Genomic DNA, 13,479 nt, shown 5'->3' with positions numbered 1-13,479 from the left:
CTCCCAAACCAAGGTTTTCGAAAATGCGTGTTTATCCATTAAATGGCATGATCTCCGGTTTTGACGAAGGGAAATACCATGCTTATTGGATACATACGCGTGTCAACAAATGAACAAAACACCGCCTTACAGCGTGACGCGCTGCAGCGTTCAGGATGTGAGCTGATTTTTGAAGATAAAATCAGCGGTAAATCGACAAACAGACCGGGACTCAATCGTGCCCTCAGGCAACTTAATGCAGGAGATACTCTCGTTGTATGGAAACTCGATCGGCTCGGGCGCAGTATGCGCCACCTTGTTTCAATGACCGAGGAACTACGCCAGCGAAGCATTAATTTCCGCAGTTTGACTGATAGCATTGATACCTCAACGCCAATGGGGCGTTTCTTCTTCCATATCATGGGGGCGCTTGCTGAAATGGAGCGTGAACTCATTGTCGAGAGGACGTGCGCCGGGCTGGCCGCAGCGCGGGAACAGGGACGAATTGGTGGCAGACGCCCTAAATTGACGCAGGAGGAATGGGCTCAGGCTGGCAGGCTGATTGCTGCCGGGGAATCCCGACAGCGCGTTGCGTTAATTTTTGATGTGGGTATTTCCACGCTTTATAAAAAATTCCCCGCCACGATAGTCGGATAATCGTTGTGCCAGCGGCCGCTGGACAGGGATGGTTAGCTCATAGCAAGCCCAGCCGCGACAATATCACTCACCAACTAACCAAGGAGTTAAACGGATGAGTGATTTTCACCACGGCGTGGAAGTTATCGAAATCAACGATGGCACCCGCACCATTTCCACCGTCTCGACGGCAATCATCGGCATGGTCTGTACGGCCAGCGATGCTGACGACAAGACATTTCCTTTAAACGAGCCCGTGCTCATTACCAACGTGCAAAACGCGATTGTGAAAGCCGGCAAGGCGGGGACGCTGTCCGCTTCTCTGCAGGCGATCGCCGATCAGTGCAAACCGGTTGTCGTTGTTGTTCGCGTGGCCGAAGGCACCGCTGAAACCCCGGAAGAGGCGCGTAAGCAGACCGTTTCCAACATCATCGGTACTACCGATGAAAACGGTAAATATACCGGCCTGAAGGCGCTTCTCACGGCGAAAACGGTGACCGGCGTTAAGCCGCGTATTCTCGGCGTGCCGGGGCTGGACTCTCAGGAAGTGGCGACCGCACTGGCCGCCATGTGCCAGAGCCTGCGCGCGTTCGGCTATGTCAGCGCATGGGGATGTAAAACCATCTCTGAAGCGATCAACTACCGCAAAAACTTCAGCCAGCGCGAGCTGATGGTTATCCATCCTGATTTTCTGGCATGGGATACCACCACGAACGCAACGACGACGGCCTGGGCTACCGCCCGTGCGCTTGGCCTGCGCGCCAAAATCGACCAGACAATCGGCTGGCATAAAACCCTGTCAAACGTTGGCGTCAACGGCGTTACGGGCGTAAGCGCCTCTGTCTCCTGGGATCTGCAGGAACAGGCTACCGATGCGAACCTGCTTAACCAGGCTGGCGTCACCACGCTGATTCGCAACGACGGTTTCAAATTCTGGGGTAACCGTACCAGCTCAGACGATCCGTTATTCGTCTTTGAAAACTACACCCGTACCGCACAGGTGCTGGCCGATACCATGGCGGAAGCGCACGCGTGGGCGATGGATAAACCCATCACGCCAACGCTTATTCGCGACATCGTTTCCGGTATTAACGCCAAGTTCCGCGAGCTGAAAACCAACGGCTATATCGTCGACGGCTCCTGCTGGTATGACCCTGAGTCGAACGATGCATCCACCCTGAAAGCGGGGAAACTGTATATCGATTACGACTACACCCCTGTCCCGCCGCTGGAAAATCTGACCCTGCGCCAGCGCATCACCGATACCTATCTGGCTGACCTGTCAGATTCGGTTAACAGCTAAGGAGCTGAAGCATGGCGTTACCACGCAAACTTAAGTATCTGAATATGTTCAACGATGGCCTGAGCTATATGGGCGTTGTTGAGTCTGTGACCCTACCGAAGCTTACCCGCAAGCTGGAGAAGTATCGCGGCGGCGGTATGCCGGGCTCGGTCTCTGTCGACCTCGGCCTGGACGATGATGCCCTGGCGCTGGAGTGGACCGTTGGCGGTCTGCCGGACGCCGCCCTGTGGGCGCAGTATGCCTCTCCGGGCGCGGACAGCGTGCCGCTGCGCTTTACCGGCTCTTATCAGCGCGATGATACCGGCGAAATCTCCGCCGTCGAAATCGTCATGCGCGGCCGTCATAAAGAGTTTGATGGCGGTGAAAACAAGCAGGGCGAGAGCGGCACCACCAAGATGTCCACCGAGTGCGCTTACTATCAGCTGACCATTGATGGCAAAGAGATCATCGAAATCGACATCATCAACATGGTGCTCAAAGTCGATGGCGTCGATCGCCTGGCAGAACACCGTAAGGCCATCGGCCTGTAACCCTTTAACCGGCCGGGATGACCGGCCGGTGAGTTAACTTTCAGAAGAGTAACGAAATGGAAAATATCAACGAGACCGCCATGAACGAAAGTGAAAACCCACATATCGTCACGCTTGATAGCCCCGTTCAGCGAGGCGAGCAAAAAATCGAAAAGGTGACCGTCGCAAAACCCAATGCGGGGACCCTGCGCGGCGTATCGCTGGCGTCGCTGGCGCAATCTGACGTTGATGCGCTGATTAAGGTGCTGCCGCGAATGACCTCCCCAGCGCTGACCGAGCATGAGGTTGCGCGTCTGGACGCCTGCGATCTGCTCTCTTTTGCAGGTAAGGTGATCGGTTTTTTGTCACCGGCTTCGGTTCGCTAAAATTTCCCGAAAATGTGTCGGTCGACGATCTGATGGCGGATATTGCGGTGATTTTTCACTGGCCGCCGTCAGAACTGTACTCCCTTAGCGTGACCGAACTCCTCTTATGGCGCGAAAAAGCGCTACAGCGAAGCGGAAACCACCATGAGTAATAATGTCAGTCTTCAGGAGCTGCTTAAGGCAGTCGACCGGGCAACCCGACCGCTTAACGCTCTCCAGAACGCCAGCCTCACTCTCGCGAGCGATATCCGCGATGCGCAGACGGCGCTGGGGGCGCTTGATGAGCAGGCGGGGCGTATTGACGGCTTCAGAAAAGCAAATGCCCGGCTCGCCACGACGGAGCAGTCGCTTGCTCAGGCGAAACAGCAGGCCGCGGCGCTGGCGGTAAAGTTTAAAAACACGCAAAACCCCACCCAGGCGCAGGCTGATGCGCTGACTGCAGCCCGAAAATCGGCAGTCGACCTGAAGCATGAGTACAACAGCTTACGCTACTCGGTACAGCGTCAGCGTACTGAACTCGCTCAGGCGGGAGTGAACACGCGCACGCTCTCGTCGGATGAACGTCGTTTAAAAAGTCATATCAGCGAAAAAACGCAGCAGCTTAACCGACAGCGGGATGCGCTGGCCCGCGTCAATCAGCAGCAGGAGCGGCTGAGTACCGTTCAGAATCGCTACGAGTCAGGCAAACGCGTTACCGCGCGGGTGCGTCAGCTTGCGAATACGGGCGTGGGCATCGCAAAAGCGGGCTTTGACCAGACGTCCCGGTTTATCGCCCCTGGCATCAGCTTTGAAAAGCAGATGTCGGCCATTCAGGCAAACCTTGGCCTGGCGAAGGGGGATTCCCGGCTTGAGGCGATTCGCCAGCAGGCGCGGGACGTCAGTGCCAGGACCGGAGTACCTGCAGATACGGTCCTCCGGGCACAAACCGAACTGACTCGTTCAGGCTATGACGCCGATGGGCTACTTGCGGCCACCGCGCCAACGGTCAACCTCAGCCTGGCGGGGAGTGTCGACGCGGCTAAAGCGGCCGATATGATCGCCAGCACGCAGGCCGCGTATAGCCTGGCCGATACGGATGCGGGACGCATCGCAGATGTGCTTACGCGCGGTTTTACCTCTTCGAATACCAGCCTCGCTGAGATGGTGGCGGCCGTCACCTCCGCTGCGCCCGCTGCGGATGCCGCCGGTATGGGGCTTGAAGAGACCACCGCGCTGCTGGGCGTTCTGGCGGAAAAAGGAATGAAAGGCGCTGCCGCGGGGGACGCGCTCAGCGCGATGTTGCGCCATGTTCAGACTCCGGATGCCATAAAAGCTGCGGGGGCGCTGGCTTCCGCTGCGGGTGATGGATCGCTTGATGAAAAACGCCAGCAGTTGCAGGGGGCAAAGGGCAGTACCGCGCTCGCAGCTTCCGCGCAGACCGATAATCTTGACGGCGATATCAACCGATTCCAGGCCGCGTGGAACGGGTTGAAGATTGATGTATTTGATAAAGCGGATGGCGCTCTGCGCAACCTGATAACAACCGCAACCGGCTGGCTTGGCACGGCCTCCCTTTGGGTGAATGCCAACCCTGAGCTGACGCAGACCCTCGCCAGCATCGTTGTCGGCGCGCAGGCGTTCGCTGGCGTACTGGGCGGCGTAGGCACGGTTATCGGCCCGGTTCTGACGGGCGTCAATATGGTTATTACCGCGGCCGGGATGTTGGGAACGGTATTCAGCGTGGTGGGCGGCGCCATCATGACGGTGCTGGGTGCCCTTAGCTGGCCGGTGATTGCCCTTGGCGCGGCGATTGCTGCCGGAGCCTTACTGATTTTTAAATACTGGGAGCCCATCAGCGCCTTCTTTGGCGGGGTGATGGAAGGGCTTTCAACGGCTTTCGCACCGCTGGGGGCGCTGTTCTCACCGGTGATGGCGGTGTTTGACTCTATCTCGGAGAAGCTGGGCGGTATCTGGCAATGGTTCACCGACTTGATTACGCCGATCAAGGCGACGCAGGAAACGCTGGATGGCTGTAAAAACGCTGGCGTGATTTTTGGTCAGGCGCTGGGCGATGCGTTAATGGCACCGCTTGATCTCTTTAATAGCCTGAGCGGCAAGGCCAGCTGGCTGCTTGAGAAGCTCGGCATTATCAAAAACGAGTCGGGCGATCTCGACGCCGCTGCGGCAAAAGCAGAAGCGGCATCCTCACCGTCGGGCAGCGCTTATATTCCAGGCGCGGGGATCTCTGGCGGCAGCCTGGGGTATCAGCCGACCATCGCTACTGGAGGACGCTCTTACGTCGATCAGAGTAAAAGCGAATATCACATCACGCTGCAGGGGGGCACGGCCTCCGGAACGGATCTGACGCGTCAAATCCGGGAGACGATAGATAATATTGAACAGGATAAAGCGAGACGGCAGCAATCCAGCTTTATGTATAGTTGAGGAGAGAGAAAATGTTAATGGTGCTGGGTCTGTTTGTCTTTGAACGACGAACCTTACCGTATCAGTCAATGATATTCACAAAAGACTACCGCTGGGCATCCAGCGCTCGCATCGGGAAACCCAAAGCCTGGCAGTACCTTGGCGAAGGTGAGACATCCTTTAGCCTCTCCGGCTTACTTTACCCGGAACTCACGGGAGGGCGGCTTTCGCTCAAGGCGGTTGAGCTGATGGCAAATGAGGGGCGGGCATGGCCGCTGATAGACGGTACCGGCATCATTCACGGCATGTTTGTCATTGAGAAAGTCACGCACACGCATTCGGATTTTTACAGTGACGGTACCGCCCGAAAAATTGAGTTTACCCTGTCGCTAAAACGCGTGGACGAATCGCTGATGACGACGTTTGGCGACCTGCGAACGCAGGCCTCAGAGCTGGTGGAAAGCGCACGGCATAGCACTGGAGGGCTGGTGGGATGATCACCGAAATGAATATCCGGGCGGGTGGGAAAATCGCCCCTGATTTTATGCTTAAGCTTGACGATCGTGATATCACGCAAAATTTCAGCCATCGTCTTATCAGCCTGACCATGACCGACAAACGGGGGCTGGAAGCCGATCAGCTGGATATTCTGCTGGATGATTCCGACGGGCTGCTGGACTTGCCTGCCCGGGGGGCAAGGCTGTCCTTATGGCTGGGATGGGAGGGAACCCCGCTCGAGGAGAAAGGGGACTTTACGATTGATGCGATTCATTTCCGGGGCGCGCCAGACACGCTGACCATCCAGGGATTCAGCGCAGATTTTCGTGGAAAGCTAAACGTGCGGCGCGAACAGTCGTGGCATGACACGACGATTGGCGCGATAGTCGATACCATCGCTCAGCGTAACCAGTTGATCGCCAGCGTCGCGTCGGGGCTTGCATCCATCGCCATCTCTCATATTGACCAGTCTCAGGAGACAGACGCGGCGTTCCTCTCCCGCCTTGCTGAACGTAATGGAGCATTTGTTTCAATCAAAGCCGGGAAGATAATCTTTATGAAAGCGGGCCAGGCCGTGACGGCCAGCGGCACTCCGCTTTCCTTAATGATGATTGAACGTGGGGATGGAGATAAGCACCTTTTTTCTATAGCTGACCGTGAAAATTATTCCGGCGTAACGGCCAAATGGCTGCAAACGCGTGACCCCAAACAACAAAATCCTCAATTGAGTATTAATCGTCAGTCCGGAGGGCAGCAGACAGAAGCACTGCAGCACCCGGATGCCGCCGCACCGGTAGCGGGAGCAGCAGGCAAGGAGCAGAAACCGCAAGAGAGGCTGGTGGGATCGGCGGAAAACGTATTTGAGCTAACCACGGTTTATGCCTCTGAAGAGCAGGCGCTCAGGGCCGCAGAGGCTAAGTGGCGCGCGCTTCAGCGGGGAACCGTAGAGTTTTCCATCCAGCTTGCCCTGGGACGTGCCGATCTGTTCCCCGAAACGCCGGTGCTGGTAAACGGTTTTAAACGCGTCATCGACGAGCAGGCGTGGATCATCAGCGAGGTGGTGCATACCCTCAACGATAGCGGATTTACCACGCAGCTTAAGCTTGAGCTGAACGTCAGCGACGAAAAATTTACTGTTGATAGTGAGTAATGTAGTTGCTATTGGTTTTATTTTGGGTATTATTGATTCACAAAATGTGAATTAAGTGGAGGGGTACATGTTTCATTGTCCTAAGTGCAAGCACTCTGCGCATGCGCGTACCAGTCGCTATCTAAGTGAAAATACCAAAGAGCGCTATCACCAGTGCACCAATGTGGACTGCAGCTGTACGTTCGTGACGATGGAGTCCGTGGAGCGCCTTATCGCAACCCCGGGCGCCTCTGAGCGTGTCCGAACGGCTTCGCTGAACCACGGTTAGCTGCTCAAAAAAACCAATAAAAAAGCCACTCAGTCGAGTGGCTTAATCATATGATTCTAAAAACAAAATTTGGTGGCCCCTGCTGAAAGAATTTTCACCAGGGGAATTAATCTGTGAACAGAAAAATTAATCAGGCTCAGCCTCGGAGATAAATGGCTTGATCTCCAGGTGAAACAGGAAACCACCAGACAGCAGAGAAAAAATAAAATCAGTCGCCGCCGGTGGCTTGATCAGCCTAGCTGAACAATGGCCGCAGGCGTTCAATCTGACAAACCCCGTCCACTCGCCGTGGGCATAATCGACGACATAACCCCCTTTCCCGATGCTGCTGGCGCTGGCGGCCACTATGCGGTGCTTTACGCTCTGAATAGTAAGCCGTGCGGCGAAATCACCTCAGAAGATCGCCAGCATGCTGTCGAATGTCTGTAAGCAATGAAGCAGGTGAAAGCACAATTTTCTGACCAGGTAGAATATGACCGCGTAAAAAAGTCGAAAGTCTGACTTTAAAAAACTCCACCCTTTTCAACTTTAAAATATTCAGCATATTTATTGGCTTTTTTTATTTATATAAATATTTTATCGGGGTTTCAATCGTTATAAAAAATTACATTTTGATAAAAATAGTGGCTGTAAGGTTTTGTTAATTTCTCAACTAAATGGAATTAATAAAATGGCTGTTCCCGCATATATTTGGCTTTATAACTCTACTGGAACCCTGATTCAAGGGAGTAGCAATGTTCTACTGCGTGAAGGTGCTATTGAAATGCAGAGCTTTAACCACGGCGTGCATATCCCTTACGATAATACTTTTGGGAAACTTACGGGGACGCGTGTGCATGACCAGTTAAGTTTTACCAAAGAGCTCGATAAGGCTACACCTTACCTGAATCGTGCCGTCTGTCAGGGCGAGACACTCCAGCAGGCAATCATTAAATGGTATCGGATTAATGACGCAGGCGTAGAGGAAGAATTCATGCACGTTATTTTGAAAAACGTCAAAGTGGTGGCTGTCACGCCAGTGATGCACAATTTTAAAAACACTGGCGGTCAAATGAATAACCCTACTGAATCCGTGTCGCTGGCGTATGAAAGCATTACCTGGCTATATCTCGACGGGAATATTTCTTACACAGACTCATGGAACCAGCGAGTGGTGGCCTGATGATCAGTTGCCGGGTTGATTTTAACCATCTTTACGACGAGGGGCACGTAGCCCGTTTGGATGTGGGCGGGGTAGGTTCATTTCCGGTGTTTTCCGGGCTGGGCGATCTCGCCAACAAACCTGAATGTTCGTACATGACAAATGCCACCGTCCCTCCAGGGAGTTACTGGATTGTAGATCGTCCGTCTGGTGGATTATTTTCTCACAGCCAGACATGGTTCAAACACGCATTTACCGGAAATAACTACTACGACTGGTTTGCCCTGTTCCGCAAAGACGGTGTAGTGGATGACTACATGACCTTTGACGTTGACAGTTCGCATCACTATCAGCGGGGTCATTTTCGCCTGCATCCACCGCGTCCAGATGGTTCTGGCATCAGTGAGGGCTGCATCACCTTCTTTCTTTCGCGTGATTTTTACATAGTACGTGCTGCTCTGTTGAAGGCTCACCGGCACCGGATTCTGCAGGGGGATAAACTCTGGGCTTATGGTGATATTACGGTGATTGGTAATGCCTCAGGGAGTTGCGATGTCACGCTCCGCTAAGTGGTCGTTACGCCTGCTGATGTTTCTGACTATCACGTTTGCGCTGATGCTCTCAGGGGTATTCGACCCGCTGGCCGACAGCATGAAATATACCGTCACGAATCTCATGAATTACATCCCGACAGAGAAACTGGAACCTTACCCAGACCGTGTTGAGGATAATTATTTCACGATGTACATCATGTTTAATGCGCTGGTAGCCGCTGTGATCGTTTTTAGCGGGGAAAAGCTTGTCTTATTAGCGCGCAATTCATAAAACAGTTGTGCAGTTCTGACGGGTTATAGCAGGCCCACCACCAGCAACTAACAAACGCCCCGCGTAGGGGCTTTTTTTGGGGAGTTAATTTTGCGAATTCGCAGTTAAGTACTCCGTTAAAAGTATACAATTAGCAGTTTCCGGTTTTTCGCTTCAATCCTGATATCTGTAAATGGTTGTTTTATTTGTTGATTGCGTCGTAAAAAACGTATTCGCATTCGGGGAGCTGCGAACTGCACAGCTTACATTTAATCATTTTGGAAACTACCAGCATATTGTGCTCCACCCTGCTTGCAGGGCGATAGTGCAGCTGGCATGCCTGTCAGGCTTGTTTTCTTACGGTAAACCTCATGAATTTTCGTTTTGTGATTTTCAAAAATGGTTTTTGCGTTGATTGCTATGAGCAAAAGGAAAAGGCAGCGTTAACTGATAAGCTTTTCCGGTTGAGTCAACTTTCATTGGCGGATATCCGCCAGCAGGACCGGCATAAGCTCGGATACGAAAAAATCTCCCGTAGCTCATTCAAAGCAGCTATTCCTGCCAATGTAACCGAAGACGTAGAACTTATGGCATTTCGATTTTGCAGTAAGGCACCTATGGTGGGTTACAAGCGTAATGCTACCTTTTACGTTATCTGGCTGGACAGATCATTTACGCTTTATAACCATTCCTGACACGTTCCCATACTGACCATCTGGAACCTCGCTATTGAACTACCACCATCATTAGACTCGTAACAGAAAAGCTAAATATACAGATGTATATTTAGCTTTTCTGTATCGTTTATCTTGCTGCATACCCATCGATAGGAGGTGGAAGATCAATCCCTGAGGCTTTTGTTTTGCGGAACGGCCCGCTTCATCAAATTTTTACACCCGCGAAAATAAAAAAATGAGGTGATGTGATAAAAAGGGCCATTAACTTTATTAGTCATACATGTAAGGCAGTTCACCCGCCAGCATGATTATAGTGTCCCTTGCTTTCATGCCGGTATAGCCCCTGCTCATTGTGTACAGGTGAGCGCTATCAGGGCTATTTTCATAACCCCGAGAGGTTAGAAACTCATTGTATCTTTCACGTTCCTGCTGCCTTTCAATAGACTGAAAGTATAATTCCTGAGGTGTTGGGCGCCGTGGGCTCATGCTTTATCCCTTCGTTGAGTGTGGTTAGAAAGTTTATCTTTTTAACGGCACGTAGTCACGATAGTTAACCATGCTTCCCTTTGCGGAATATCCCGGCATATCCCAAAAAAGCAAAAGGGCCAACGATATCTCGTCAGCCCTTGCTGTATCTGGTGGCCCCTGCTGGACTTGAACCAGCGACCAAGCGATTATGAGTCGCCTGCTCTAACCACTGAGCTAAGGGGCCGTGGCGGTGAATTATAAAGTAACTCCCCGCAGCAATCCAGCCATTCACACCTGCCTGCTGTTTTTATAAACAACGCATAATCAATCCTTTATACTTCTCTGACGATGTATCGAGCGGGAGTAAAGATGATCAACGATATTCTGGCCCCAGGCCTGCGGGTGGTGTTCTGCGGAATCAACCCGGGTAAGTCCTCGGCGCACACCGGTTTTCACTTTGCCCATCCGGGTAATCGCTTCTGGAAGGTGATCTACCAGGCCGGGTTTACCGACAGGCTACTCAAGCCGGAAGAGGAACAGCATCTGCTGGACACGCGCTGCGGGATCACCATGCTGGTCGAGCGGCCTACGGTACAGGCGAGCGAGGTCAACCTGCATGAGCTGCGCAGCGGCGGACGGGAGCTGATCAAAAAGATAGAGGATTATCAGCCGGCCGCGCTGGCGATCCTCGGCAAGCAGGCCTACGAGCAGGCGTTTAGCCAGCGCGGGGCTAAGTGGGGTAAGCAGAACATTACTATCGGTGTGACGCAGGTGTGGGTGCTGCCGAACCCGAGCGGGCTCAACAGAGCAACGCTGGATAAGCTGGTGGAGGCGTATCGCGAGCTGGATGAGGCGCTGATGGTGCGGGGGCTTTAATCCTCTGCGGCCTGATGCCCTCATCCTCTCCCCACATGACTGAGGGATCCCTACAACGTTATGGCAGCACGGAACAGTCCCCTCGCCCCTCCGGGGAGAGGGTTAGGGTGAGGGGAATATACGGCCGTGGTGGTCATTCCGTTCACTTTATGTTCCTTGCTACTCTGTCACGACATGACCTGTGAACGTGCCAGGGTGGCTCAGTCGCCACCACCCTGGCGACCCGGGCTCCCGGCGGTAAATCGCCGCTTCGCGGTGCCCTCGGCTTATTCCTTCCGGCTTATCGGGTACGGGCGGAGGTAACGTCCCTGTAAAGCCCGCCCTCTCGGCGCATCCATGCGCCTCGCCCCGGCCTGCAGGAAACGCCTCAGCGATTTACAGCCGGACCAGAGCATCGCTGAAAGTCTTCACTCGTTCTGAAACAAGGTTATTGCTTCTGCTTATAAATTACTGGGGAGCCCACAGTCCAAAGGGAGAGGGTATAAACAAAAAAAAGCTCCCGATTGGGAGCTTTTTCACTGTCATGACCGATTAATCGTCCAGGAAGCTACGCAGCACTTCAGAGCGGCTTGGATGACGCAGCTTGCGCAGCGCCTTCGCTTCGATCTGACGGATACGTTCGCGGGTAACGTCGAACTGTTTACCCACTTCTTCCAGCGTGTGGTCGGTGTTCATATCAATACCGAAACGCATACGCAGGACTTTCGCTTCACGAGCGGTCAGGCCGGCCAGAACGTCGTGCGTCGCAGCGCGCAGGCTCTCGGTGGTGGCAGAGTCCAGCGGCAGCTCGAGGGTGGTATCCTCGATGAAATCACCCAGATGCGAATCTTCATCATCACCGATTGGTGTTTCCATGGAGATTGGCTCTTTGGCGATCTTCAGCACTTTACGGATCTTGTCTTCCGGCATCAGCATGCGCTCGGCCAGCTCTTCCGGCGTCGGCTCGCGGCCCATCTCCTGCAGCATCTGGCGGGAGATACGGTTGAGCTTGTTGATGGTCTCAATCATATGCACCGGAATACGGATGGTGCGCGCCTGATCCGCGATAGAGCGGGTGATAGCCTGACGGATCCACCAGGTTGCGTAGGTGGAGAACTTGTAACCACGACGGTATTCAAACTTATCTACCGCTTTCATCAGACCGATGTTGCCTTCCTGAATCAGATCCAGGAACTGCAGACCACGGTTGGTGTATTTCTTGGCGATAGAGATAACCAGACGCAAGTTCGCTTCAACCATCTCTTTCTTCGCGCGGCGGGCTTTCGCTTCACCGATGGACATACGACGGTTGATGTCTTTAACCTGCTCGATGGTCAGGCCGGTCTCTTCTTCAATCTGATGCAGTTTCTGCAGGCCGCGATGTACGTCGTCCTTCACGTCGTGCAGTTTTTCAGACCACGGCTTGTTCATCGCGATAGCCGCGTTGAACCAGGTTTCGCTGGTTTCGTTGCCGGTGAAGAGGGTGATGAAGTTCTTCTTCGGCATTTTGCACTGCTCAACGCACAGCTTCATGATGATGCGTTCCTGGGTACGTACGCGATCCATCATCACGCGCATGCTGTTCACCAGGTAGTCGAACTGTTTTGGCACCAGGCGGAACTGTTTGAATACCTCAGACAGTTTCAGGATCTCTTCCTGAGCGGCGGCATGGCTGCGGCCTTTCGCTTTAATGGTGTCACGCGTCACTTCGTACTGGGTACGCAGCTCGGCAAACTTCTCACGCGCCAGCTCCGGGTCGATGCTGTTGTCATCGTCCGCGGTGTCGTCGTCGCTCTCTTCCTCATCTTCGTCTTCGTCATCATCCATCTCTTCCTGAGACAGTTCAGAACCGACGTGAGTGGCGGTAGGTGCCATATCTTCTTCAGCGTTCGGGTCGACAAAACCGGTGATCAGGTCGGACAGGCGCGCTTCTTCTGCTTCAACGCGATCGTACTGCTCCAGCAGATAGGTGATCGCTTCCGGGTACTCGGCAACGGAGCACTGAACCTGGTTGATCCCGTCTTCGATGCGTTTTGCGATGTCAATTTCGCCTTCGCGGGTCAACAGTTCAACGGTACCCATTTCGCGCATGTACATGCGGACCGGGTCAGTGGTACGCCCGATTTCAGATTCCACGCTGGACAGTACCTGTGCAGCAGCTTCTTCCGCATCTTCGTCAGTGTTGTTGGAGGTTTCAGCCAGCAACAGATCATCGGCATCCGGTGCTTCTTCCATCACCTGAATGCCCATGTCATTGATCATTTGGATGATATCTTCGATTTGATCTGAATCGACAATATCTTCCGGCAGATGGTCATTGACCTCGGCATAGGTCAGATAGCCTTGCTCCTTACCACGTTGGACAAGAAGTTTCAGCTGTGACTGCGGGTTTTGCTCCATAA

Annotated in this window: 16 protein-coding genes and 1 tRNA gene; 14 read left to right on the top strand and 3 right to left on the bottom strand. The window is 53.4% G+C overall.

What is annotated here, in order from left to right; genetic code table 11:
• The first annotated feature begins 78 nt into the window (after nt 1–78).
• The 9 genes from ACOTZC_RS11040 to ACOTZC_RS11000 all read left to right on the top strand — a co-directional run bounded on the left by ACOTZC_RS11040 (nt 79) and on the right by ACOTZC_RS11000 (nt 7,132).
• On the top strand, nt 79–636 hold the full coding sequence (locus ACOTZC_RS11040) for a recombinase family protein (RefSeq protein ID WP_126303111.1): 558 nt from the start codon (nt 79–81) through the stop codon (nt 634–636).
• A gap of 94 nt (nt 637–730) precedes the next feature.
• Nucleotides 731–1,918 carry a phage tail sheath protein gene (locus ACOTZC_RS11035; RefSeq protein WP_421635767.1) on the top strand — a complete coding sequence of 396 codons (1,188 nt, stop codon included), beginning with the start codon at nt 731–733 and terminating at the stop codon, nt 1,916–1,918.
• Between the two features lie 11 nt (nt 1,919–1,929).
• Nucleotides 1,930–2,448, top strand: coding sequence for a phage major tail tube protein (locus tag ACOTZC_RS11030; RefSeq protein ID WP_023309235.1), 519 nt, complete (start codon nt 1,930–1,932; stop codon nt 2,446–2,448).
• 56 nt (nt 2,449–2,504) lie between these two features.
• Nucleotides 2,505–2,813 carry a phage tail assembly protein gene (locus ACOTZC_RS11025; RefSeq protein WP_063927798.1) on the top strand — a complete coding sequence of 103 codons (309 nt, stop codon included), beginning with the start codon at nt 2,505–2,507 and terminating at the stop codon, nt 2,811–2,813.
• A 32-nt stretch (nt 2,814–2,845) separates the two neighbouring features.
• Nucleotides 2,846–2,965, top strand: coding sequence for a GpE family phage tail protein (locus ACOTZC_RS11020; RefSeq protein ID WP_023616176.1), 120 nt, complete (start codon nt 2,846–2,848; stop codon nt 2,963–2,965).
• Nucleotides 2,958–5,237 (top strand): phage tail tape measure protein, encoded by a 2,280-nt coding sequence (locus ACOTZC_RS11015; protein ID WP_163354152.1) that lies wholly within the window; start codon nt 2,958–2,960, stop codon nt 5,235–5,237. The genes ACOTZC_RS11020 and ACOTZC_RS11015 overlap by 8 nt, the downstream gene beginning before the upstream one ends.
• 11 nt (nt 5,238–5,248) lie before the next feature.
• Nucleotides 5,249–5,713 carry a phage tail protein gene (locus tag ACOTZC_RS11010; protein ID WP_047174851.1) on the top strand — a complete coding sequence of 155 codons (465 nt, stop codon included), beginning with the start codon at nt 5,249–5,251 and terminating at the stop codon, nt 5,711–5,713.
• Nucleotides 5,710–6,864, top strand: a complete 1,155-nt coding sequence (locus ACOTZC_RS11005) for a phage late control D family protein (protein ID WP_047174852.1) — start codon at nt 5,710–5,712, stop codon at nt 6,862–6,864. Before ACOTZC_RS11010 ends, ACOTZC_RS11005 begins: the two co-directional genes overlap by 4 nt.
• A 67-nt stretch (nt 6,865–6,931) precedes the next feature.
• Nucleotides 6,932–7,132 (top strand): ogr/Delta-like zinc finger family protein, encoded by a 201-nt coding sequence (locus ACOTZC_RS11000; protein WP_029741756.1) that lies wholly within the window; start codon nt 6,932–6,934, stop codon nt 7,130–7,132.
• Between the two features lie 126 nt (nt 7,133–7,258).
• On the opposite strand, the gene ACOTZC_RS10995 is transcribed toward ACOTZC_RS11000, so the two are convergent.
• Complete coding sequence (locus tag ACOTZC_RS10995) at nt 7,259–7,477, bottom strand: hypothetical protein (RefSeq protein WP_063408917.1); 219 nt, start codon at nt 7,475–7,477, stop codon at nt 7,259–7,261.
• 325 nt (nt 7,478–7,802) lie between these two features.
• On the opposite strand from ACOTZC_RS10995, the gene ACOTZC_RS10990 reads away from it, so the two are divergent.
• The 4 genes from ACOTZC_RS10990 (at nt 7,803) to ACOTZC_RS10975 (ending at nt 9,772) form a co-directional block, all read left to right on the top strand.
• Nucleotides 7,803–8,294 (top strand): Hcp family type VI secretion system effector, encoded by a 492-nt coding sequence (locus ACOTZC_RS10990; RefSeq protein ID WP_126303108.1) that lies wholly within the window; start codon nt 7,803–7,805, stop codon nt 8,292–8,294.
• Nucleotides 8,294–8,842: a DUF2778 domain-containing protein gene (locus ACOTZC_RS10985; RefSeq protein WP_421635766.1), complete on the top strand. Its 549-nt coding sequence runs from the start codon at nt 8,294–8,296 to the stop codon at nt 8,840–8,842. Before ACOTZC_RS10990 ends, ACOTZC_RS10985 begins: the two co-directional genes overlap by 1 nt.
• A complete protein-coding gene (locus tag ACOTZC_RS10980) occupies nt 8,826–9,098 on the top strand; it encodes a hypothetical protein (RefSeq protein WP_045404077.1) in 273 nt (90 codons plus the stop codon). Before ACOTZC_RS10985 ends, ACOTZC_RS10980 begins: the two co-directional genes overlap by 17 nt.
• Before the next feature lie 350 nt (nt 9,099–9,448).
• Nucleotides 9,449–9,772: a hypothetical protein gene (locus tag ACOTZC_RS10975; protein ID WP_045404074.1), complete on the top strand. Its 324-nt coding sequence runs from the start codon at nt 9,449–9,451 to the stop codon at nt 9,770–9,772.
• Nucleotides 9,773–10,390: 618 nt separating this feature from the next.
• On the opposite strand, the gene ACOTZC_RS10970 is transcribed toward ACOTZC_RS10975, so the two are convergent.
• Nucleotides 10,391–10,466 (bottom strand) — tRNA-Ile (locus tag ACOTZC_RS10970).
• Nucleotides 10,467–10,591: 125 nt separating this feature from the next.
• Between ACOTZC_RS10970 and mug the strand changes: the two genes are divergently transcribed.
• Nucleotides 10,592–11,098, top strand: a complete 507-nt coding sequence (gene mug / locus ACOTZC_RS10965; RefSeq protein WP_248169601.1) for a G/U mismatch-specific DNA glycosylase — start codon at nt 10,592–10,594, stop codon at nt 11,096–11,098.
• Nucleotides 11,099–11,629: 531 nt separating this feature from the next.
• Here the strand turns inward: mug and rpoD are convergent.
• Nucleotides 11,630–13,477 carry an RNA polymerase sigma factor RpoD gene (gene rpoD, locus ACOTZC_RS10960; RefSeq protein ID WP_023309228.1) on the bottom strand — a complete coding sequence of 616 codons (1,848 nt, stop codon included), beginning with the start codon at nt 13,475–13,477 and terminating at the stop codon, nt 11,630–11,632.
• Nucleotides 13,478–13,479 lie beyond the last annotated feature (2 nt).

The sequence above is a fragment of the Enterobacter cloacae complex sp. SHL009 genome (genome assembly GCF_049237205.1).
Taxonomy (GTDB): Bacteria; Pseudomonadota; Gammaproteobacteria; order Enterobacterales; family Enterobacteriaceae; genus Enterobacter; species Enterobacter cloacae_M.
Note: the sequence above shows the minus strand (reverse complement) of the source record. Positions and strands in the feature narration are given on the sequence as shown.

Coding starts and splice junctions, on each gene's coding strand:
- ACOTZC_RS11040 (WP_126303111.1), top strand. CDS start 79: ATGCTTATTGGATACATACGCGTGTCAACAAATGAACAAAACACCGCC.
- ACOTZC_RS11020 (WP_023616176.1), top strand. CDS start 2,846: ATGGCGGATATTGCGGTGATTTTTCACTGGCCGCCGTCAGAACTGTAC.
- ACOTZC_RS11030 (WP_023309235.1), top strand. CDS start 1,930: ATGGCGTTACCACGCAAACTTAAGTATCTGAATATGTTCAACGATGGC.
- ACOTZC_RS10975 (WP_045404074.1), top strand. CDS start 9,449: ATGAATTTTCGTTTTGTGATTTTCAAAAATGGTTTTTGCGTTGATTGC.
- ACOTZC_RS11005 (WP_047174852.1), top strand. CDS start 5,710: ATGATCACCGAAATGAATATCCGGGCGGGTGGGAAAATCGCCCCTGAT.
- ACOTZC_RS10985 (WP_421635766.1), top strand. CDS start 8,294: ATGATCAGTTGCCGGGTTGATTTTAACCATCTTTACGACGAGGGGCAC.
- ACOTZC_RS10990 (WP_126303108.1), top strand. CDS start 7,803: ATGGCTGTTCCCGCATATATTTGGCTTTATAACTCTACTGGAACCCTG.
- ACOTZC_RS11035 (WP_421635767.1), top strand. CDS start 731: ATGAGTGATTTTCACCACGGCGTGGAAGTTATCGAAATCAACGATGGC.
- mug (WP_248169601.1), top strand. CDS start 10,592: ATGATCAACGATATTCTGGCCCCAGGCCTGCGGGTGGTGTTCTGCGGA.
- ACOTZC_RS11010 (WP_047174851.1), top strand. CDS start 5,249: ATGTTAATGGTGCTGGGTCTGTTTGTCTTTGAACGACGAACCTTACCG.
- rpoD (WP_023309228.1), bottom strand. CDS start 13,477: ATGGAGCAAAACCCGCAGTCACAGCTGAAACTTCTTGTCCAACGTGGT.
- ACOTZC_RS11015 (WP_163354152.1), top strand. CDS start 2,958: ATGAGTAATAATGTCAGTCTTCAGGAGCTGCTTAAGGCAGTCGACCGG.
- ACOTZC_RS11025 (WP_063927798.1), top strand. CDS start 2,505: ATGGAAAATATCAACGAGACCGCCATGAACGAAAGTGAAAACCCACAT.
- ACOTZC_RS10980 (WP_045404077.1), top strand. CDS start 8,826: ATGTCACGCTCCGCTAAGTGGTCGTTACGCCTGCTGATGTTTCTGACT.
- ACOTZC_RS11000 (WP_029741756.1), top strand. CDS start 6,932: ATGTTTCATTGTCCTAAGTGCAAGCACTCTGCGCATGCGCGTACCAGT.